Source organism: Wenzhouxiangella psychrophila (assembly GCF_042310375.1).
Classification (GTDB): domain Bacteria; phylum Pseudomonadota; class Gammaproteobacteria; order Xanthomonadales; family Wenzhouxiangellaceae; genus Wenzhouxiangella.
Genome location: NZ_JBHJMQ010000002.1, coordinates 59,113 through 80,512, shown reverse-complemented (window position 1 = coordinate 80,512; position 21,400 = coordinate 59,113). Strand labels below are relative to the sequence as shown.

Annotated in this window: 18 protein-coding genes, 1 tRNA gene and 3 pseudogenes; 3 read left to right on the top strand and 19 right to left on the bottom strand. The window is 56.9% G+C overall.

All coding sequences use genetic code 11. The annotated features are described in order from the left end of the window. Positions 1–132 precede the first annotated feature (132 nt). The 4 genes and pseudogenes from ACDC66_RS03085 to ACDC66_RS03070 all read right to left on the bottom strand — a co-directional run bounded on the left by ACDC66_RS03085 (position 133) and on the right by ACDC66_RS03070 (position 3,485). The gene (locus ACDC66_RS03085) at positions 133–1,362 is read right to left on the bottom strand and encodes an ISL3 family transposase (RefSeq protein ID WP_376695214.1); all 1,230 of its coding nucleotides are present in this window, start codon (positions 1,360–1,362) and stop codon (positions 133–135) included. A gap of 60 nt (positions 1,363–1,422) precedes the next feature. Then, positions 1,423–1,898 (bottom strand): annotated as a pseudogene (locus ACDC66_RS03080) (transposase); the annotation flags it as partial. Between the two features lie 90 nt (positions 1,899–1,988). Next, positions 1,989–2,150, bottom strand: a pseudogene (locus tag ACDC66_RS03075) (transposase); the annotation flags it as partial. A 228-nt stretch (positions 2,151–2,378) separates the two neighbouring features. Next, complete coding sequence (locus tag ACDC66_RS03070) at positions 2,379–3,485, bottom strand: hypothetical protein (protein WP_376695213.1); 1,107 nt, start codon at positions 3,483–3,485, stop codon at positions 2,379–2,381. Positions 3,486–3,643: 158 nt separating this feature from the next. On the opposite strand from ACDC66_RS03070, the gene ACDC66_RS03065 reads away from it, so the two are divergent. The 3 genes and pseudogenes from ACDC66_RS03065 to ACDC66_RS03055 all read left to right on the top strand — a co-directional run. Beyond that, complete coding sequence (locus tag ACDC66_RS03065; RefSeq protein WP_376695212.1) at positions 3,644–3,982, top strand: transposase; 339 nt, start codon at positions 3,644–3,646, stop codon at positions 3,980–3,982. Between the two features lie 186 nt (positions 3,983–4,168). Then, on the top strand, positions 4,169–4,813 hold the full coding sequence (locus ACDC66_RS03060; RefSeq protein WP_376695211.1) for a DDE-type integrase/transposase/recombinase: 645 nt from the start codon (positions 4,169–4,171) through the stop codon (positions 4,811–4,813). 12 nt (positions 4,814–4,825) lie between these two features. Then, positions 4,826–5,230: pseudogene (locus tag ACDC66_RS03055) on the top strand (hypothetical protein); the annotation flags it as partial. Here ACDC66_RS03055 and ACDC66_RS03050 read toward each other — a convergent pair. From ACDC66_RS03050 to ACDC66_RS02980, 15 genes are all read right to left on the bottom strand, one after another. Continuing rightward, positions 5,140–5,775 carry an IS30 family transposase gene (locus tag ACDC66_RS03050; protein ID WP_376695210.1) on the bottom strand — a complete coding sequence of 212 codons (636 nt, stop codon included), beginning with the start codon at positions 5,773–5,775 and terminating at the stop codon, positions 5,140–5,142. The pseudogene ACDC66_RS03055 and the gene ACDC66_RS03050 overlap by 91 nt on opposite strands. 118 nt (positions 5,776–5,893) lie before the next feature. Further along, entirely contained in the window at positions 5,894–6,751 is an 858-nt protein-coding gene (locus tag ACDC66_RS03045; protein WP_376695209.1) for a sulfotransferase, read from the bottom strand. A gap of 195 nt (positions 6,752–6,946) precedes the next feature. Then, the gene (locus tag ACDC66_RS03040; RefSeq protein ID WP_376695208.1) at positions 6,947–7,642 is read right to left on the bottom strand and encodes a hypothetical protein; all 696 of its coding nucleotides are present in this window, start codon (positions 7,640–7,642) and stop codon (positions 6,947–6,949) included. Between the two features lie 32 nt (positions 7,643–7,674). Next, positions 7,675–10,671: a glycosyltransferase gene (locus tag ACDC66_RS03035; protein ID WP_376695207.1), complete on the bottom strand. Its 2,997-nt coding sequence runs from the start codon at positions 10,669–10,671 to the stop codon at positions 7,675–7,677. 30 nt (positions 10,672–10,701) lie between these two features. Further along, positions 10,702–12,348 (bottom strand): class I SAM-dependent methyltransferase, encoded by a 1,647-nt coding sequence (locus tag ACDC66_RS03030; protein ID WP_376695206.1) that lies wholly within the window; start codon positions 12,346–12,348, stop codon positions 10,702–10,704. Positions 12,349–12,359: 11 nt separating this feature from the next. Beyond that, positions 12,360–13,532 (bottom strand): GAS domain-containing protein, encoded by a 1,173-nt coding sequence (locus tag ACDC66_RS03025; protein WP_376695205.1) that lies wholly within the window; start codon positions 13,530–13,532, stop codon positions 12,360–12,362. Positions 13,533–13,618: 86 nt separating this feature from the next. Continuing rightward, on the bottom strand, positions 13,619–14,509 hold the full coding sequence (locus ACDC66_RS03020) for a glycosyltransferase family 2 protein (RefSeq protein ID WP_376695204.1): 891 nt from the start codon (positions 14,507–14,509) through the stop codon (positions 13,619–13,621). A gap of 114 nt (positions 14,510–14,623) precedes the next feature. Further along, on the bottom strand, positions 14,624–14,944 hold the full coding sequence (locus tag ACDC66_RS03015; RefSeq protein ID WP_376695203.1) for an addiction module antidote protein: 321 nt from the start codon (positions 14,942–14,944) through the stop codon (positions 14,624–14,626). A 194-nt stretch (positions 14,945–15,138) separates the two neighbouring features. Then, the gene (locus ACDC66_RS03010; RefSeq protein ID WP_376695202.1) at positions 15,139–16,491 is read right to left on the bottom strand and encodes a UDP-glucose dehydrogenase family protein; all 1,353 of its coding nucleotides are present in this window, start codon (positions 16,489–16,491) and stop codon (positions 15,139–15,141) included. A gap of 57 nt (positions 16,492–16,548) precedes the next feature. Further along, positions 16,549–16,929 (bottom strand): four helix bundle protein, encoded by a 381-nt coding sequence (locus ACDC66_RS03005; protein ID WP_376695201.1) that lies wholly within the window; start codon positions 16,927–16,929, stop codon positions 16,549–16,551. Between the two features lie 47 nt (positions 16,930–16,976). Then, a complete protein-coding gene (locus tag ACDC66_RS03000) occupies positions 16,977–17,318 on the bottom strand; it encodes a MarR family EPS-associated transcriptional regulator (RefSeq protein ID WP_376695200.1) in 342 nt (113 codons plus the stop codon). 172 nt (positions 17,319–17,490) lie between these two features. Further along, positions 17,491–17,575 (bottom strand) — tRNA-Leu (locus ACDC66_RS02995). A 253-nt stretch (positions 17,576–17,828) separates the two neighbouring features. Next, the gene (locus ACDC66_RS02990) at positions 17,829–18,260 is read right to left on the bottom strand and encodes a type II toxin-antitoxin system VapC family toxin (protein WP_376695199.1); all 432 of its coding nucleotides are present in this window, start codon (positions 18,258–18,260) and stop codon (positions 17,829–17,831) included. Further along, the gene (locus ACDC66_RS02985) at positions 18,257–18,508 is read right to left on the bottom strand and encodes a type II toxin-antitoxin system Phd/YefM family antitoxin (protein ID WP_376695198.1); all 252 of its coding nucleotides are present in this window, start codon (positions 18,506–18,508) and stop codon (positions 18,257–18,259) included. Before ACDC66_RS02985 ends, ACDC66_RS02990 begins: the two co-directional genes overlap by 4 nt. A 378-nt stretch (positions 18,509–18,886) precedes the next feature. After that, the gene (locus tag ACDC66_RS02980) at positions 18,887–21,121 is read right to left on the bottom strand and encodes a M3 family metallopeptidase (RefSeq protein ID WP_376695197.1); all 2,235 of its coding nucleotides are present in this window, start codon (positions 21,119–21,121) and stop codon (positions 18,887–18,889) included. Positions 21,122–21,400: the final 279 nt, after the last annotated feature.

Below are 21,400 nucleotides of genomic sequence, written 5' to 3'. Positions count from 1 at the left end.
TGCGAACTGCCCCCGGGTAGAGATCGAGACCACCCAAATGGAAGTAGATCGCAGTCTTGAATCGTTGCTTGATCCGTAAGCTTCCCCGTCAAGGCGACAGTTCAAAAGTGGGTCTGTTGAATACCAAGTGGGTTAAGCATACACATGCGGGTTGATACTGCGGAAGTCGAGCTTCCCTGCGAGCATGAATATCACCGTCCGTGCTGTGCTCAGCCGTGTGTAGCCTCGTGCTTTCCGTTTCGCAGCCTGGAACAGTCCGTTGATCGCTTCGAGGAAGCCGTTGGTTTGGCGTGTTCTCACCCAGGAGACGATGCCGTCGAGGTGTCGGCGGATCATCTTGGCAACCGATTTCATCGGCTCGACCTTGGAGCGCATGACATTCGTACACCACTGGCGAAGCATCTGGCGGACGACGTTGACCTGCTTGCGCCGCAGGATGGCGCGCAGCTGCTCGCGGTACTGCCAAGCGCGCGCCGTTCTAAGCGTCGTCAACCGGCCAACCAGAGTCTGGAGTTCCTGCCGAGCACCCCGGCTGAGACCATTAGGGGCTCTGAGCAGCTTCCAGCGCATGCCCTTCAGAGCGGGATCAGCTTTCTGCTCGAGCCGGCGCATCCGGTCGACGGCCTCGGAAGCCTTGGCGATGACATGGAACTTGTCGAATGTGATCGAGGCGTTGGGCAAGTGATCGGTGACACCCCGGATAAACGCCGGCGACATGTCGATACTGCAGCTGTCGATTGCGCTCGGATCCCCGCCATGAGCGGTCAGTTCGTCGGCCAGCTCGGCAACGGTCTCCGACCCGCGTCCTTCGGTGACGAAGATGACCGCCCGGTGCTCGGCATCGGCCGCCAGCGTCAGATAGTCGTGCCCACGGGCCCGGGAAGTCTCATCAATCGCCATGCTGCGCACCTCGGACAGGTCCACCTCGGCAGTCGCAAGCGCCACATAGCGCTCGCAGATCGCCATGACACGGTGCGGGCTCAAACCTACAATGCGAGCGACCGCCCGGAACGGCATTTGCTGCGCCAGCATCAGCACCAAGGCCTCGAACAGCAGCGTGAACCCCGACAGCTTGCCGGCCCAGTCAGGCTGGACTTGTCGAACCGATCCGTCCGGGAGCTTGACGCGCGGCACGCGCACCTCCAGAAAGCACTCGTGCTGGAAAAAGTTGAGATGTCGGTAGCGCTTGGTGACGGTGTCATGGACTGGGTGTTCACCTTCGAAACTAGCGATCTGGAAACGACTGCCGCGCCGGAAATCGACCTGGATGGTCAGCGTTTTGGCTGCCTCCTCGAACTCCAGGTCAGCAATGAACCACGGCGGCGTCAGGCCAAGGGCGGCTTCGAAAATCTGGGCACTCATCACTCAGGCTCCAATCAAGGGTCCGCAGCGATGATACCCACTCAAAATTCAACTGAGGCGTCTTTTGACGCATTTCCAGAAGCCTCGGCGGGGGTGCAGGTCAAAATACGCGTTCATCGCATCGACGATTTCGGCGTCGCGGGCCAGCGGGTCAGGAGGCGGTCGATACCAACTCGACCGACTCAGCCCCACCGCCTGGCAGGACCGGCTCACGCTCAGTTTGTGCTCGGCCACCAGTTCAGCTGCCATCTGGCGCTTCTCGGTGGCCGTCAGCGCTTTTTTGAGATGACATCCTTCAGCGCGTAGTTCTCGTGGGCCAACTCAGCGTACATTCGCTTGTACTGGGACAGCTCTGACTCCAACTCCTTGAGCCGCTTGAGATCGGAGGCCTCGAGACCGCCGTACTTGGACTTCCACTTGTAGTAGGTCGGTGAGCTGATTCCGTGCTTGCGACAGACGTCCTTGACCGGGACGCCGGACTCGGCTTCGTTCAAGATGGCAACGATTTGGTGCTCGGTGAATCGAGATTTCTTCATGACTTCCTCCTTGTGTGATCATGCCAGAAATCTCTACTTTCTGGTTGTGTCACCAGCGGGGAAGCTTACGGATCCAGCGTAACGCTTGATCTACTGGATCATGGTATTGAAGCCCTCGACACGGACATTGGTTGCTCCGGTGATCACCGCAGTGAGAATCCCTTCGAGATGCGTCTTGATCGCTCGTGCGACATTTATGAACCGCTCCAAGTGCGAGCGGATCGCCAAGTTGTACCAATCCATCCGGGCGCGGCGAGCCCAGCGCCTGACCTAGTAGTCCCACAGGCACGGTAGTGCAACGATTTTTGCACACTTTCTCGGAGACAGCGGTTCCAGTCTTATTCTCAGGCAACGGATTACCTCCCCGTTTCGTGTTGCTTTGTCTAATTCCAATGAAGTTGAGCCTGCTGGAGCACGAAGCACGGTCCCAAAATCATATTATTGATGTGTCGTTTTGAAAGAGACGCGTACGTCTGCGCATCACAGTAATTCCTCTCCCGCCGTATTATTAATATATCTTCGCGCCGCAGAATACAACTCTCTCGAATCCGCCCTAAGAGAAAGCCTAACGATCCGGTCTAACATTTCTTTAGGAGGCTTGCGATTAGAGTCAAACATAATAATAACTTTCCTCGCAAGATAGGCATTCTCCCAGATCCATCGAAAGTCACCAAACCATCCGATGCTTTCTGTAAAGCGGCTGGCCGCTTCATAAAATAGGCCGAATATATCCCATGCAATATCATACGCAGTTTCCCTTTCCCTTCTGGCTATCGCCGTCGCTAACAGCAGCATTAAACTCTTTGATCGATTCAAAGCATAAACCGGCCTTTCATCGTCATCGAAGTTCATCTGCCCAATTTTTATCAATAACCTATATACCTCATGAACATCATGTTCACGTAACATAAAATGCCAAGCAGCTGTACGTATTGACTGACAAACTAGCCTACCATCTGTTTTCGCGGATGATCCTTGGCATGGCAGTTGGAGCGCGAGCTCCTCCGCATTCCGGATAAACCGTTTTGCTATACTACATGATATCCATGAATATCCTTCTGAGTGCTTGTAGAGATATACTACTAGTGCATTTAATCGTAGGAACTCTTCGCTCTCTTCTCTCATAAAGGTTGCAAGACCGACATATGCTAGCGTCCACCGGTCTACGAGCCGTGTTTTTTGCCTTATTATCAGGTCTAATCCCATTTTCCTGCCAGTAGGGCGCAGCGAGGAAAGAGAAAGGCTCTCAGTTAACCAAGAGACGGGTTGATCACAAGCATGAAAACCAAACTCGATGGACATAATCTTCATGTCTATTATGTTATTCAATAAAATCTCGTATTCGTCTGAACTCTCATAAAACGCATGTGTATCGCTTGTATTCTTCCAGTGGGAATCGATCAGTCTTGTTAACTCCATGTTCCATTTTTCGCGTGCCACTTGACTAGCTTTATATTCGTATTTTTTACCACCGCTACTAATTAGGCGGATAATGCCTGTTTCATTGCTATCACTCTTGGACAAAGAGAGCACACGAACTATTACCTTATTTGGGCGCAATATGCCCACAACTACGTCTTCGGTCATTGGTTTACATCACTCGAATAATTCATCAATCATACGTTCTACTCTCAACATAATCATCAGCCTCTGCTGAATTTTGAGTGGGAATCATCCCCCCTCTGTCAGGATAGTAATCGCCTCTTCTAGAATAGTCTCTAAGAGGGGGCGGACAGGAGCTGACAGTGAAATACTCAGAAGAACGCAGACAAGCGGTACTGGCCAAAGTGTGCCCACCGCACAATCGAACCGTCCTGGAGGTTGCCGCCGAGGAAGGCATCTCGGAAGCCACCGTGTACAACTGGCGTAAGCAGGCTCGGGAACGCGGGGAACTGTATCCCGATGCCGGGTCTGACGCCCAGGGCTGGAGCGCCCGCCCTGTGTGTCAACATCCCTCCCAACAACACCTGATCGGTTTTATCTGTAACATTCAGGGCGCTAACGGAGTGGAAATATGTCTGATTCCAATGAGGTGGTTACCGACCCGCGCCTTGAAAAACGCACCCGTCGTCGGTTCAGTGTAGCCGAGAAAAAGCGACTTCTGACTGAAGCCGACGACCTGCCTCACGGCGAGAAAGGCGCCTGGCTGCGCCGCAAGGGTCTGTATGCCGGCCAACTGTCAACCTGGCGTAAGGATCTGGCCGAGCAGCTGGTCGATCTCCAAAAAAAGTCTTGCACCTGTTCGACAGCGCCAAAGACGACAACAAATCGTGAGCTGCCTGACTGCACTGCCGCCGAATGTACCCAAGGCGCAGGCCTGCCGGGCCCTGAATGTACCGCGCCACTGGTGCTATCCGGATCGCCGGCAACGCAACCGAACTACAGTGACAGCCGGGACAGGTCGCGGACTGTCGGAAGCCGAAGAGCAGCGCATCCTTGATGAGTTGTACTCCGAGCGCTTCCTGGACACTGCCCCACGCCAAGTCTACGCGACGCTGCTCAGCGAAGGCACATTGCTGCGTTCGATCTCGACGATGTATCGCTTGCTCCGCCGACGAAAGGAAACGCGCGAACGCCGCAGCCAGCGCCCGGCACAGCAACATATCAAGCCGCAACTGGAAGCGACGGGCCCCGACCAGATCTACACGTGGGACATCACGAAACTGCCGACCATCGTCCGCGGTTTCTATCTGTGCCTGTACGTCATCCTGGACCTGTTCAGCCGATATCCCGTGGGCTGGATGGTCTCTCGCAAGGAAAATGCCGGCCTGACTTGTCACCTGTTCCGCGAAGTCCTCTCGCGCCGGGCCATCGAGCCCAATCAACTGATCGTCCACCAGGACCGTGGCTCGCCGATGATCGCGCACAGCTTTGGAGATCTATTATCTGACCTTGGCGTGGCGCGTAGCTTCTAGAGGCCGAGAGTCAGCAACGACAATCCGTTCAGCGAAAGCCAGTTCAAGACTGTCAAGTACTGCCCGAGCTACCCGGGTCGCTTCCGGGACGATGACCACGCCCGGCAGTGGTGCAACGAATTCTTCCCGGCCTATAGCCGCCGACCGCACGAAGGCCTGGCACTGTTTACACCTGAAGACCTCTACACCAGTCAGTTCGAATCAATCTGGCAGGTCCGGCAGGCGGCGATTGACCGGCACTTTGCGGCGCATCCAGAGCGTTACGTCAAAGGGCCACCGCGAGTCGCCCGGCCACCAGCAGTGGTCTCGATCAATCCAGACGATGGTCAGACCGCAGCGGAATTGCTCCACAAGCCCGATGCGTTCCATATCTCACCAACCCCGGTCAGCAGCGAGCTACCCGAGGTTGTTACATAGCAAAACGCGCCGATGTGTTGGGAAAATGTTGACACGTTCCGCATGGTCTCGCGCGTCTCCACGTCTGCTGGCCTGGCCTCAATGCCCACCCGGTCGGGAATGCGGCCTCGCCGATCGCGTCCACTGCCGTAGCGCTTGCGCCGTTTGCGTTGACACCTCAGGTGGCGCCACAGATCGCCACCCACCGCCTTGTCGGCGTAGATGAACTGATAGATCCATTCTGGCGAGATGTCGAGCGTTCCCTCCAGGGCGGCCCAAGCGGTGATTTGCTCCGGGCTCCAGTCGAGACGAATCAGCCGGCTGATCTCGGTCCATTGGCGCTTGGTGATTCGGTGTCGGCATCGGCTGGCAGCTGCGCGCTCGCTGGCGAACCGATCCGCCTGGCCGGGTCGATAGCCTCTCAGACCACTGTTGCGAGCCAGCTCCCGCGAGACGGTGCCTGGAGAACGGCCCAGAACACTGGCAATGCAGCGAATCGTGCAGTTGGCGTCAAGCATGGCTCGAATCTGGTACCGTTCTTCCCTGGTGAGGTGCGTATAGCTCATCGTGCAACTCCAACGTCGTGGTTAGAGTGCCGATGCTAGCGCACCTCACCTCTAACCAGTCAGTGGTGTTGCGCTTCGCGGTTGAATCCAAGAGCCAAAATAATCGCACAATCAAAGGCTACACCTGCCAGAGGCTCCGCACGTACTCTCGTCCGAACTTGATTTCAATTGCTTTATACACTGTCAAGTAATATTTCCTAGCAAAGCGACAAGCCGCCTCATCAGGCCTAGCCTTACTTTCTGAAGCATTCACACGAACGTCGAAATTTGGAATAATCTTTTTAATCTCCAAAAACTCAGATAACCGATCGAAAAACGACTGATTGAACATATCTTCAAAGAATCCGTAAAAGACTTGATTTGGCTCAAACACCTCCTCAATCGCGGCCACTGTTTTATCGTAGCGGGTCCGAAGCATATGACCTGGATCCTTAAACTCCTCCGCAAACCTCTCGTGCGCAGGATGTTCCACAATCCCTTGATTCCTATCTGCCATTTTCATCGCAGAAAAAATTCGATCCACGGGATCTCGCATAACAAAAAGTACCTTCAGCTCAAAATGATCTGAAAGCAGGTCCCGAATAAACAGGAAATGATCCGCATTCAGCATAGAGTACGCTGGCGTAATCTCACCAACTAATGATTTCCCCTTAGACGCCCGAACAAAATAGTCCACATACGCAGACGGATCATAATCAAACATTACCCTCCATAAGAGTTCTTTAGTTTGCCTATCAAATTCATCGCTTACGTCCGACCCATTAGACAGTCGAAGACTTTCAATTAACGCCTCTCTTCGCCTCCGACGGAACCCGCCACATATCTTCGGCAGAAACAAGGCGTCGAATACATGAAGCTCCTTCGGAGAGCTCAAGAATACGTTAGGACGGCCCCTTAGCGCATGATGTATAAAACTTGTACCGGCCTTTTGCGCACCGATACCAAGAAGAAAGTTTGGTTTTACATTGATTGTCAATCGTTACCCCGCAACACTACACCGGCAAGTTCCGACTTTCGCTCCCAATGCATTATGCCCTCAGCATCCATTGCAATTCAATTCTATGCAACTACCAGGCTAGAACTAGACGTTGTTTTACCAAATTCACATAAAACAGAGACGGCTGGGGATCCCCAGAGTCCCCAATGTACAAGACCTCCTGCCAGGCTCACCTCACGCACACAGAAGCGCTTGATACCTGCTCTCAAGCGCCTCAATCCACGGATGCCGAAATCTAATGGTGGAAATCGACTCAGGCACCAACCGAGCACCCATTGCCTCACCGGCCTTTTCTTTCTGCTGTTTCAACGGATTTACAACCCCCCAACTGGCAATTGCCTGCTCGGCAGCATCCGGCAGCTGATCCAGGCCAAGGAACTGACAAAATCGTTCAGGACTCAGACTATCTGGATTATCGATATCTACCGCCAGCAACCTCTTCTTGTTATGGAGAAACTCATAAAAGAAAAGGTCATTCTTCCACGCCTGCAAAACCTTGTCCTCAGTCCAACCCCATGACTTCAAGTTGTAATGAGATATGACAATATCCTCAATATTCCGAAGGGAGCACAGCCAGAGTATATCTGTGCAACGCTCCGCAATATCCATGCACAGGGTATCCCTTCCGGGCGACTCGATTTTCAAAAGAAATGAAGATACCTTCTGCATGGCTGTTATAGATCTTTCCGCATTTCTGAAAATTGAAGATTCTTGCTCGAACGGCGACGAGCAGAGGCAGGCCTGGTGATTGATATTTCGGCCCGGTGTGATCGAAACGATGCACTCGGGCCTTCGATGGAGGGACTGGAGAATAAGCTTTGAAACAAATTCACTTCCAGAACGCGGCATGGTTGCATTAATCAGTCGCATTTCCTTAATTTCTCACCCTCAGAGAAACTTTTTTAAACATAAACATCAGGATTCCACCTGTAGGTATCGAAAATACTTGCTTTCCTTTTCTGTTGAGCTGTAGTGTCGGAAATATCACTGTCTGCAACATCCTGGATAATCAGATTCGGATAAGACGTCAGGCACTGGCCAGGATAAAGGGCCTTAGGCCAAAACAGCGGGCCTTCGTCATACGGAAGATCCAGCCTTTCACATTCATTAAGGATCAAGGGCAACACTTCGGCCCTCAATACTGTTGCATGAGAACCAACACTCGTACCGTTGCATGAATAGAAGTGCGGCTCCCGCCAATCTATAGCATTCTCAGCCCAGTTATATTGAAGCGCACCCAGCTGCCATAACAACCAGTCTTCCGGCAAGCTTCTGGATTGATCATCAACAAGGCGTTGCATATCCCTGTGGAAAAGGCAGTCATCGTCCAGAACCAGGATCGTTTCATAGCCCGAACTGATTGCGTCCCTCAGGATTGCGATCATTGTACAAAGGTAACCCCAGGCTCCGGGGCTTCCGATTGCCTTTCTTTTGTGCTTTTGTTCGAAGAAGGCCACTCTCGCCATATGATGAGCGGCCGGAGACCTCAAATCACGCGTATTATCAATCCGAATATCGTCTGGTACGGAAACCAATGGTCGCCGCGCGTATTCCTCGTATCTTGCTCGCACCTCGGGATCGGCCCCATCGACTGCAGAAAATCGCTCGATAGGAACCCCTACCTTTGCAGCTGACTCCGAGATCGCTTTCCAACGATCCTGACGCCGGTCAAGATTCAGAACATAGACTTTATCTACCCATACTTGACCCAATTGGAACCCGGCGCTCTTTTCATGCCTTGGTGGTGGCACGTAGATTCGGGAGACGTCGGCCATAACCTTCATTCGTCTCTCGAGCTCCTCCGGATCCTTCGTTTTCTTGTACTCCTCGCCCCAGGGAATTGCACAGCGGTAATCCTCGCTCAGGTAGTTCTGTATCTCCAGATAGTTATTGCTACCCAGGGCATCGAAAAGATGCTCAACTTCATTACAGCCGGCTCGAGCGCAGCGAATATGGTAGTCCACGTGCCACTGCCCACGGATGGGAAAATTCGCCTCATCCGCAAAACCGGCCTTCTCCAGGGTTTCTGGCGTAAAGGTGACAAGACTTCCCGTGCCCAGATCGAAATGGGAATCACCATGGGCAACGCAGGTCAGTGAGGGATCGTGAACGGGATCTGGCAAATCCCCCGCGTTTTCCTGATTGGAGAGCAGATTCCTCGCATGCCGAATATGGCGGTGAACGAGATGAGAGTATCCACTCTTTTCAATAGCGTTTATGTAGAGTTTGTCCCAACCTGACTTTGTAAAGATCAGGTCGTCATCGACGTTAAAGCCATAGTCGAACCCTATTGACTGAGCGAGTTCATAAATCGTATTAGATTGGCCAACTGCATACCTGCGTGAGTTCTCGATCACATGCAGTTCAACGTCGGGCTCGAGCTGCCGGAGATAGGCTTTCGTACCATCTGTCGAGCCATCATCGGCGACAATCAAAACCCATTGGAAATCAAGGCTGCGTGTCTTGAGAAAACTCTCGATACAGTCTCGCAGGTAGCCAACGCGATCGTACGTTTTGATCCCCAAAACCACCTTTGGCCTTGACAATACGCGCTTTGGAATCGTCAATGGCCGACAATTCTTTAAAATCGCTGTCTGTATTTCACCAGTATTTGTGCAAGCTTCTATGGCACCTGTCGAATGCTCATATATACTATGACCGTCTGTATCTAACTGTCGCAGCCAGTTGTGCGGGCGAGCACATCCAACCAATCCGATATCACGGTTGGCAGCGATCCTGGCAAGCCAGATGTCAGCCATGTTTCGATACGCGAAGTCATGTCGACTGATGCGCACATGTTCACTGTGATACGCGACCGTGCCGGTTCCAAGGACATGGCAGAATCTGTCGGCTGAAAGCCCATTCCTGAAATGCCAAACTCGGCGCTGATTCTGATGATAGTAGTCAGTGATCGGCTGCCTCAGGAGCGCCGAATGTACACCGACGACGCATTGCCAATCGTACCGCTTGAGGGACTCGGTCATTCTCTCCGCATAGTCAGGGGGGTACTCAAGGTCATCGTCGCAGATCAGCTGAACACCCGGCTCTGTCGAATCTGACCAGAAGAACTTTCCGCTATCGCCCTGGTCTCCAAAAATCTGCGACCGCGCAACCTGGATCTTGGGATCGTTCTTCAGAAAATCGGGAACATCGGGATATTCGTTGAGAAAAACGCGAACCACATCCACTTGATCATAAAGGCTACGGACAGTTCGCTCAAGACAACTCACTCTTTCAGGGATCGAGGCTAGTGAGGCAAAAACATGGCAGTATCTCTCGTCGTCGAAATGTACAGCTGCACGCGGCTGATCGCTTTTTACGAGCTCAAGCTCCTCGATACCAGCCAGGAGAGCCGCATCCTGGGTCTTGCTACACAGATTGACGGTAACGAGTTCCGGCTTGGTGCCCGTGCGAAAATAGAGTGCTTGACCGCCGGTATCGTTGTACCCGCTCCGAGAGACCGGAACAGGCAGACAGTTCTCGCTAAAATAATCTGCCTTAGCTGTTGCATCATCCGGAGTAATCGTCAAATAGATTTCGGCGGCAGGGTTCTGGCAGTTGTACTTGAAGTGAACTTCGTAGACTGAATTCGGCTCGAGCCGCAGGATTCGCGAACTTGCGAAGAGTCGACCGGAGCCTTCAGGGAGCCGGAGCACACCATAGGGAAGCACTTCCACACCCTCAGCAAGGCTCCAGGAATGCCATCGGTCGCCCCCTCTGTCCCTGCTAAGGGAAGCCAGGGACTCCTGACATCCTGATTTTTTCCAGGACCCATTGTTCCCCGGCACACGAATTTCCGAGCCTTCCCCGGCAACCTCTTCGCGCTCGAGCAGGTACCGGAGCGCTCCGATGTTGCCGACCTCCTCCAGCGCGCGTTGTAGTTCTCGCTTAGACCGCATTGAACGTGTTCTACCTAGATTACCTACGTATTAAACCTGATTAATGCGAAGAAAGCAGCAGCCCTTCTCTAGCGAGAGGACCTGGGTATCATATTCAAGTGATCGCCTTTCTAGTTCACATTGCCACATTTCTACAATCTCTTTTTCTTCCTTTCGTTCGTAGTCGTCCAGCACCACATGCAGCTCGTGCCTGGAGAAATTTTCAAGAAGGATGGGAAGCGCCGGAAACCTTGTGTGTGAATTTGTGTTACCCGGTGGTCCGTCTACCAGGACAAGCACTTTCGCCTCCTTTCTCTGTAGCATTCGGGCGGCCCTTTCCAGCGAGTCGGAGCAGTGATAAAATAAATACTCCCGATCGCCCCATTCGAAGTCACGGAGCGGCGAGTATTCCAGGTCCACGAAATGGCCAACGCCTGACTTGCTGAGCAGGTTTTCGGTTTTCTCCAAATAATTGCGACTATGCTCAAAGGCCAGAACGCGATTTGGCACCTCTCCGGCAGCACTCTCTCGCTGTACGGAGAGAGGTCTGGCATACCCCTGGTCACTGTCTCGGCCCTGCAATGAGAGCTGGCTGATGAGCTGGCCAATTCTCGGTATCTTGGTGGCTCGCTGTTCCACCGCTTGAGCCAATAGAACCGTTGAACTGCCACTACCAAATTCGATGATCAGATCATAATTCTCGTTTTCCAGAAGCTCGACAAGATACACGGCCAGGTCCGGACTGATTGTCCAGCCGTGCAGGGCTGGCGTGAATTCGCCATAGTCCAGGTACTTGTTCAGGGCCATATAGGATTCGATCTGAACCCGGGACTGGTGGATTTCACGACTGAGGGTCTTTTGAAGCCCGGCGAGCAGTTCCGCCGTGCGCGGTTGCTGATCAAGCTGTTCCAATCGAGCGTTAAGGTCCGCTGACTTGGCTTCGAGTTCTTCCTTTTGCTTGCGGGCTACCTGCAGCTTTTCGGTAAGCTTTTTAGTCTGCTCCTTCAACCGCTTGTTTTCTTGCGCGAGGAATTCGTTTTCTCGTCGCAGGCGGCGACACTCAATTGCCTTTGCGTTGAGGCGAAGATGGCTACGCGGCCAGTCCCCGTCGGCACTGTCATCGGCACCCTCGCGGTAATAGCCAAGCTTTTCGAGATTGCCAGCGAGTTCTTCGGCCGTTGCCGCTCCGTCGTAGTAGATATCGGCCCCCGCACGAATGATGATGCGATCGAAATGGTGGAGCTGCGCGTGCTGCGCCAGCGCGCTGACGATTGCCGATTCCTCTCCGGGCGTGTCGATTACAAGCCAGTTGTCTTCGCTACCCTCCAGGCCCAGTTGGGCAGGCAGCTTGTCGGCACGGATGACGTCGACGATTGCCTGGCGCGTCTGCTGAAGCCCGGGCAATAGTTGAAACAGGCCGGTAGGTCTTCGCAGGCTGGAAAGGTCCGGGTAGTTATAGATCCTCAGGGCTTTCTTTCCCTCTTCGGCGCTGACGGCCATGGGGAGAACTTCCACGTCGTCATGGCCCGAAGTACGCTGTCTCAGTTCGGGCAGCGCTTCAGGATTAGGTTCTAACAGCACGATACGCCCTGCACCCGAGCTGACGTAGTGCGGCAACTCCCGACACAGACCGGCGCCGAGGTGCACGATGGTCTCCGGCGTCCGTGCGTGATTGAGCTGATCCTCGATCCAGTCCATTGCTTACTTACTCACTTGGCCTTCTTGCGCTTGAGCAAGTTGCCGGCACGAAGCGGCTTGGTGAGGCGCCAGGAGCGCGACTTGCGCATGGCGTCGATCTTGTTCTGAAGCATCCCGGCTCTCTGCAGGGCGCTGTTGCACTCTCGCTCCAGCTTTTTGCGCTCGGATTCGGCTTTCTGGTACTTCTGTTGATGCTCGCGGCTTTCGAGGTAATACGACTCCAGCTCTTCCTGTACGTTGTGCAGTTGCTGAAGTAGCAGGTCGTTCTCTTCTTTCAGTTCGAGCTGATCGCGGGCTTGGTTCGAGCCACTGCTCGCCTCTTGCTCGTCAAGCTGCCGCTTGAGCGCCTGCCTTTCCTGCCGCAATTCGCGGTTCTCCGATCTCACTCGCTCATAATCTGCGCGCACCACCTTTTCGTGCGTGCGGTGCGACTGCCAGGCAGTCAGTGGATCGGGCAGAAGGTCGTCCTTGCCAGCCCCCAAGGGCAGTGCAGTTGCTTCCAGTTCCTGGGCGATTCGGTGAGCCAACGCGTTGGTTACGACCGTGCGTTCGGCAATCAAAGTCTCGATCGGGTCCAGATCTTCTGAAGGACCGGTGATATTCGACGAGGTCGACAGGGAAAGCGCCAGGCGCTGAGCAAGGCGCTCGGCAAGCATGCCGGGGTGAGCCTGGGCCATCGAGCTTTCCACCAATGTGGTGCGGCGGCGGTTCCGTCTTACGGCCCCCATTAATGTTTCGGCCTGGCCAAGCCATTGGTTCAATGCTTCGTCCGGCGCGACGCCTTCGGCCATGGCTCTTGCCACGGCGGCGACGGGGCTGCGCCAGAAGACCAGACAGTGGCCTTGCGGATACTTTTCAAGCCAGTCGGACAGCGCTTGCGGATCTTCCCCTTTGACCGCGTGTAGCGTCGGAGCATCACCGGACAGGCCGATGCGGCTCAGATGATCCTTCAGGGCCACAGCATTTTCGTCGAAGGGGCTGGCTACGCCCAGTTCTTCGGGCCGGCCAATCGACGGGACAGGCCCGCCTTCCGACGGCGCCTTGCCGTAATCAGGGTCCATTGCGTCTTCTCCGGGGGGTACTGGAACGGGATGCTTTCCGTTCTTCTTGTTCTGGCTGGGCTGCTCCGGCAGGAGTAGTCCAGATTCACATTGTTGCCAATTTGCATCGGATGGTACGGCCATACTAAAGCCCCCTAACGGTTTCACGTTTGTCCCCAGGGTGTTTCAGTGCCAGCAGAGTCACAAAATAGTTGATGCGCCCCTTCGATTCAACGGTTGCTTGGGTTCGAGTGCAGCGCCTGGCCGATCTCGACCGGCCACAGGCTGAGCTGAACGACAATAGCCCTCAGGCGGTAGCCGACCGGCCAGCGGGTGGCCCGCAGGTATTTCCAGCTCTCGATCACCGGCGGCAGGAAGGTGCGCAGGCGGCGGCGCCAGTCGCCTCGGCCAACCTGGCCGGCCTTGATACGACGCAGCTTGGCGACCAACTCGGGCCGCGTGCTGCGGGCCGGGTGCTCAACGATGGCACCCGGAATGTATTCCAGACTTGCGCCCTGCACCGCGGCCCGGCGACAGAATTCGGCATCTCCGCCTGACATTCGCGCCGCGTCAAAGCCGCCCAGGCGGCCCATCAGGGCGGCAGACACTGCCAGATTGGCGGTTGCCGCATAGCCGCGCTTTACGTACCAGACCTGCGGAATGCCGCGGACCAGGTCGTAGATTTCCCAGCGGTTTGGTGGGTCGTTCTGGGGGACCATCTCGACTGGGCCGGCCAACAGTGTTTGCTCGTTCGCTTGTTCGCTTGTTCGCTTGTTCGCGGCCTGGAGGCCGCGCCCACCCCTGTCTGTCAGCTGGTTGGTGGCGGCCATCAGGTTCTCGAGCCAGTCAGGTCGCGGGCGACAGTCAGCATCGGTGAAAACCAGCCAGTCGCCGCGGGCCTTTTCGATGCCACGGTTGCGTGCAGCGTAGGAGCCCGGGGTCTCGCAGGTGATAATCCTTGCGTTCGCCGGCAATGATTCCGGCGGCTCGAAGACCTCCGAGCCGTTGTCGACCAGCATCGTCTCGAACGCGTCTTGCGGCAGCGTTTGCCGGGCCAGACAATCCAGCAGCGTCGGCACCAGGTGCCAGTGGTTGTAGACCGGGATGATGATAGAACACAAGGGCGCGTGGTCTGTGGTCTGTGGTCTGTGGTCTGTACTGTTCATAGGCTCACTGACTACGGGCTACAGACCACGGGCATACAGCTATTAGCGTGACTTGCTAGCTGATTTACTTCAGGCAGCGCGGTTCCGCGGTTCGACGGAGAGTCGCATGCCCACGGTCTTGAGCACGGCCAGCAATGTTTTCAGTGTCGGGTTTCCCTTTGGGGAAAGCGCTCGGTAAAGAGATTCACGATTGATACCCGCTTCTTCTGCCACAGCGCCCAACCCGCCATACGCTTCTGCAACGGTTCGCAGCGCAAGAAGGCCCGCGGCGCGGTCGTTTGGATCATCGAGCGAGGCCATGGCAGCCTTGAGATATTCTGCCGCCAGTTCCGGGTCCGATCTCAATTCGTCCAACTCAGCTTCGTGGTGAGAAATGGCTGCATTGCTCATTTCTGTCTCTCCTTCCAGTCCCGCAGATAGTCAATTGCCAAACGGAATCTGATACGCGCCTGTACGGCTTTGTCTCGGATTCCGTTCAACCATTCGGAAAACGGGACGGTTCCATCCCTTCGCTGGTAGCGGTACAACTGCATTTTAACAGGAATGTAGCTTAAAAGCTACGACTTCCAGCTGCGGCTTCTGGATTACGAGTTCCGGGTTACGCTGCGGCCTCGGCCTATGCCGTAGTAAGCGAGGCCGGCTTGTTCCATTTCTTCGGGTTCGAAAAGGTTGCGGCCGTCGAAGACGGTGCGGTCGGCCAGTCGCTGCTTGAGCTTTTCGAAATCGGGGCTGCGGAACTGCTTCCATTCGGTGATGATGATGAGCGCGTCGACGCCGCTCAGGGCGGTTTCGGCGCTGTCGCAGTATTCCAGGTTGTCGCGGTCGCCGAAGATCCGGTGCGCTTCTTCCATGGCTTCGGGGTCGAAGGTGCGAACGTGGGCGTCGGCCTCCCACAGCAGGGCCAGCAGAGTCTGGCTGGAGGCCTCGCGCATGTCGTCGGTGTTGGGCTTGAAGGCCAGGCCCCACACGGCGAAACGCTTGCCGGCCAGCTTTTCGGGGCCGCCGTAGTGCTGACAGATCATCTCGAACAGGCGGCGCTTCTGGCGATCGTTGACCGACTCGACCGCCCGAATCATCTCGGGTTCGACACCGTGCTCGCGAGCTGTACTGGCCAGCGCGCGGACGTCCTTGGGAAAACACGAACCGCCGAATCCGGCGCCGGGGTAGATGAAATGCCAACCGATGCGCGGGTCCGAGCCAATACCGCGGCGGATCATCTCGATATCCGCGCCGACGCGTTCGGCCACGTTGGCGATCTCGTTCATGAAGCTGATCTTGGTCGCCAGCATGGCGTTGGCGGCGTATTTGGTCAGTTCGGCTGATCGCACGTCCATGACGATCAGACGGTCGTGGTTGCGATTGAACGGCGCGTAGAGCTTGCGCAGCGTTTTAGCTGCCTGCTGCGAGTCGGTACCGATGACGATGCGATCTGGACGCATGCAGTCCTTGACCGCGGCGCCTTCTTTCAGGAATTCCGGGTTGGAGACGACGTCGATATTGATGGCCTCGCCGCGGGCTTCCAGGCGGGCCTGGACCGTCTCGCGTACCCGATCGGCCGTACCCACCGGCACGGTGGACTTGTTGGCGATAATTGCCGGTTGCTTCAGGTGATCGCCGATGGTGGTCGCGACCTGCAACACGTATTTCAAATCCGCGCTGCCGTCCTCGTCCGGCGGCGTACCGACGGCGATGAAGATGACCTCGGCTTGCGCCACCGCCTCCGCCGCCTCGGTGGTGAATTGCAGGCGACCGGCATCGTGGTTTTCCTCGACCATTTCCTCCAGGCCCGGCTCGTAGATCGGGATCTTGCCCCGATTGAGCTGGTCGATCTTGTCCTGGTCGATATCCACGCAGGTGACGTGGTGGCCGACATCGGCGAGACAGGTGCCGGTGACGAGGCCGACGTAGCCGGTTCCGAAGATGGTTACTTTGAACACGTTCGCTTGTTTCCTTGTTCGCTTGTTTGCTCGTTCACTCGCTTGCCTTTTGGCTCGTTAAGCGCTGGGGCCATTGTCCCGTTTCAGGTAGCGCTGGAAGCCGCTTATCTTGCTGCCCACCTTGATGGTCTGGGCTTCGAGTTCCTTGAACTCCTGCTGGTTGATGAAGCCCACATCCAGAGCAACGTACAGGTGGGATTGGACCTCGGAGCAGGAGCCCCTGGCGATGCGTAAATAGTGGCTCAATTCTTTTCGGCTCTTCCTTTCGAAGCCCTCTGCAATATTAGCCATGATGGACACCGCGGCTCGCTGAATCTGGTCGCGTAGTCCAAAATCTCGACTGAAAGTCCCTTCCCTGGTGTGGGCATAAACCTGTCGAACCAGTGCCCGGGCATCTTGCCAGGCCTCGAGATCCTGAAATCTGGATATGGTTGCCATCGAACAAGCGAACGAGCAAACAAGCAAACGAGCGAACAAAATTCGAACTATTCTTTCACCGCTCCGACTTCTCCCCGCAACCGCTCGATCTCTTCCGTCAACGCCCGGTGCTCTGCGATCTTGCGCTTGAGGAAGCGGTTGGTGATTCGGGCCTTTTCCGAGAGGCCGGCCGGGGTGAGTTTGTAGAGGTAGCGGTGTTTCTTTTCGCTGCGATGGAAATTGCCGGCCTTGACCCAGCCTTTGTCGATCAGGGCGCGCAGGCAGTAATTTACCTTGCCCAGGCTCAGCCCGAGCTCCTGCGCGAGGTTGCGCTGGGAGATATTGGGGTCATTTTCCAGCGCCCGGAGGAGCCGGAAACGGGTGTCGAGATCGATAGGGGATTCGGGCACGCTACCGCCTTGGGTGTTCCCAAAGGCCTCATTTTCGCGTTGTCAAGGGCGTTCAAGATTGAACGCCCTCAGTCTATACGGCGAATTGCGCAGGCGCAACGCCGCCCCGCGCACGCTCGTGGTGCCCGGAACCCCTTGCTCAAACGAGATTTTCTTGCCCCTCTGTCTATCCTGGTGCCGAGGAGAGGACTCGAACCTCCACGGGTTGCCCCACCTGGACCTAAACCAGGCGCGTCTACCAATTCCGCCACCTCGGCGCCGGGGGCTATTGTAACCAGTCGGGGGGTGATTTAAAGGATTGCGATGGTAGTTAAGCGCGTGGATTTGTCGTTTTGTCGTTTCGAAAGTATGTCGCCCCGGAAATCGCTTAGTGATTATCCGGGGTCTCGCGCATTGCCGGTGGCAGTGAGTCTGGCCGTGCCAGCGTAAAAGTGCGAGGTCCCGGCTCGAGGGCCGGGACGACAGTTTAGGTCGGTGCGAGGTCCCGGCTTGGGGGGCGGGACGACATTTCTAGGCGGGTGAGAGCGTGGCCACTCCCAGCGCTGTACCGGCACTCTGCAGGGGCTGCTTGTCGAGGGTCACCATCGTCAAGCCATGGTTGGCACAGACCGCCAGGTGGAGGGCATCACCGGCCCGGATCCCCGTCTCGGGTTGACTGCAGTAGTGTTCCGCTGTGCGGAAATCATCACGGGCCATGGGCACCACCAGCGTCGAGGACTCGACCAGGCTGAAGAAGGCCGTGCGGACGCTGGCCCTTTGTTCCGGGTTCAGTTGTCCGGTCCGCAGCTTGATGGCGATCGCGCTGGAGAACTCGGTTACCACCCAGTCACTGATGTGCAGTTGACCGGGCTCGCGTTCGGCAATCCAGGCCTGTACGGCTGCTGTCGCCTGTTCGTTAGTCAGGGCGGCAACCCACACTGAGGTGTCGATGTAGTAGCTCAATAGCGGGACTGGTCTCGCATGGCCCGGATCGTTTCCCCCGCTTTCTCTTCCTGGGCGGGCAGCGAGTCCGTGAGGGCGCGCAGGCGTTCGATCTCGATCGGCTTGAGTTCACGCCGGGCGCCCGATATACGCGCGACCGGCTTGCCGTGCCGGGTGATGGTGGTGTCCTCACCCGTCTCGGCCCGGCTGACCAGCTCGCTCAGGCGTGCCTTGGCGTCTTTCAGGTTGATGTTGTGTTCTGTAGCCATGACTTAATTGTAACCCTTTTTGTGGTCACTTTCATCAGGCGCTCAGTTGGGCCGTGCCAGAAGAAGTGTGCGAGGTCCCGGCTCAAGGCCGGGACGACACCTCTAGACGGGTGGGGCCAAACTAATGCTTGGGACGACAGGATTTGAATCGCCGGGCGGAATGAAAAAGCCCCGGCTCAGTGGCCGGGGCTTTTTTGTTCTGTCGCCCCGGAAATCGCGGAGCGATTATCCAGGGCCTCGCACATCGCCGGTGGCAGTGAGTCGGGCCGTGCCGGCTTCAAAGTGCGAGGTCCCGGCTCTTCGCTGACGCTCCGGCCGGGACGACACTTCTCTAGGCGGGTGTGAGGTCCCGGCTCGGGAGCCGGGACGACACTTTTATTAGCCTTCGTCGTCGATGACCAGCCCGCGGCGTTCCAGCAGCGGTTCGATGCTCGGTTCGCGGCCGGCGAAGTCCAGGTACAGGTCCATGGCCGCCTTGCTGCCGCCCTTCGAGAGGATGGTGTCGCGGTAGTGCTGGCCGGTCTCGCGGTCGAGGCCGCCGTTTTCCTTGATCCACAGCGCGCTGTCGGCATCCAGCACTTCACTCCAGATGTAGGAGTAGTAGCCGGCGTCGTAGCCGCCCATGGAATGCGAGAAGTACGGCGTGCGGTAGCGCGGCGGCACCGGCTCGTAGTCCAGGCCGTGCTCTTCCAGGACGCTGGCTTCGAAGTCCATCACCGCGTCGGCGGCCGGGGTTTCATCCGGGCCGAGCTGATGGAAGGCCTGGTCGATGATGGCCGCGGCCAGGTACTCGGTGGTGGCGAAGCCTTCGTTGAACTTCTGCGCCTCGATCACCTTGTCGAGCAGTTCCTGCGGGATCTGCTCACCGGTCTCGTAATGCTTGGCGTAGTTGGCCAGCACTTCCGGCCAGGCCGCCCAGATCTCATAGACCTGCGAGGGATATTCGACGAAGTCGCGCGGCACGCTGGTGCCGGCGAAGGTCGGGTATTCAACGTCCGAGAACAGGCCGTGCACCACGTGACCGAACTCGTGGAACATGGTGGTGGTCTCGTCCCAGGTCAGCAGGGTCGGCTCGCCCTCGGGCGGCTTGGGCACGTTCAGGTGCATGCCCAGCACCGGGTGGCCGCCCAGCAGCTCTGAATTGAGGCGGTAGGAGTTCATCCAGGCGCCGCCGCGCTTGGTGCCGCGAGCGTAGAAGTCCATGATGACGATGCCCAGCGACGTGCCGTCGGCCTCGAAGGCCTCCCAGGCGGTGGCGGTTTGATGCTGGGTCGGCAGGTCCGGGCGCTTTTCGAAGGTGATGCCGAACAGCTTCTCGGCCGAGTAGAACACGCCGTCTTCGAGCACGGTGTTCATCTCGAAGTAGGGCTTGATCTGGTCTTCGTCGAAGGCGTAGCGGTCCTGGCGGACCTGCTCGGCGTAGTAGAACCAGTCCCAGGACTTGAGCTCGAAAGGCTCTTCTTCCGACTCGTTGATCATCTCCTGGATGTCCTCGCCTTCGAGGCGGGCATTGGCCACGGCGATCGGGGCCAGTTCGCCGAGCATGCCGTTGACGGCCTCGACGGTCTGCGCCGTGCGGTCCTCGAGCACGTAGTCGGCGTGGGTGTCGTAGCCCAGCAGCTGCGCCCGTTCGGCGCGTAGGCGCACGATGTCGGCGACGACGCCGGTGTTGTCGTACTCGTTGCCGCGTGCGCCGCGCGCCAGGGAGGCCTTCTTGACCTTCTCGCGCGAGTCGCGGTTTTCCATTTCGGCGATCGGCGGCTGGATCGAGGTGTTGACCAGGGTAATGACGTACTTGCCCTCTTCCAGGTCGCGATCGGCGGCTTCATCGGCGGCCGCCTCGATACGCGAGTCGCTCAGGCCTGCCAGGGCCTCGCGGCTGTCGAACACCACGGCCGAGTCGTTGACTTCCTTGAGCACGTTCTGGCTGAACTGCGTGGTCAGCTCGGCGAGCTCGGAGTTCATCTTCTTGAGCTCTTCCTTTTCTTCGTCGTTGAGCTGCGCGCCGGCGCGGACGAAGTCCTTGTGGTATTCCTCGACCAGGCGCAGGCCTTCAGGGCTCAGATCCAGCTCGTCGCGCTGGTTGTAGACCGCTTCGATGCGCTCGAACAGCTCCGGGTTGAGGTTGATCGCGTCGCTGTGGGCCGAGAATTTCGGCGCCAGCTTGCGCTGGGTTTCCTGCAGCGTATCGTCGGTGACGGTGCCGTTCAGATTGGAAAACACGCGGCCGATGTACTGCAGCGTAAGGCCGGCGCGCTCCATCGCCAGGATGGTGTTCTCGAAGGTCGGCTCCTCGTCGCTGTTCGCGATTTCTTCGACCTCGGCCATGTGCTCTTCCATCGCCGCCTCGAAAGCCGGCTGGAAGTGCTCGGACTCGATCTTGTCGAACGGCGGCATGCCGTAAGGCAGGTCGTTCTCCGTCAGCAGCGGGTTGTCGCCGGTGCTTTCGGATTCGGACGAAGCTTCAGTTTCCATCTCGGTGCCTTCCGGGGCTTCGGCCTCGGCGGTTTCGGGCGCCTCGGGGGCTTCCGGGGGCGGCGGCGCCTGCTCGGAGCAGGCCATCAGCAGGCTGGCGGCAATCGCCAGCGTCAAAAGACTCAGGGGTTTGTTCACGTCTTTCCTCGTACTTGAGTTGCACAGAGCCCGAAATGGTAGCACTGATGACTATGTGGGGTTCGGGGTTCGGGGTTCGGGGTTCGGGGACAACAAGTGGCTCGGCATCCGGGTGGGGGCTGGCGCTTTGCGCCAGGGTTGGTGGGTGCAGGGCGGAATGAAAAAGCCCCGGCTTAGTGGCCGGGGCTTTTTTGGTTCTGTCGCCCCGGAAATCGCGGAGCGATTATCCGGGGCCTCGCACGGGGCGGGTGGCAGTGAGCGGGGCCGTGCTATCGGATG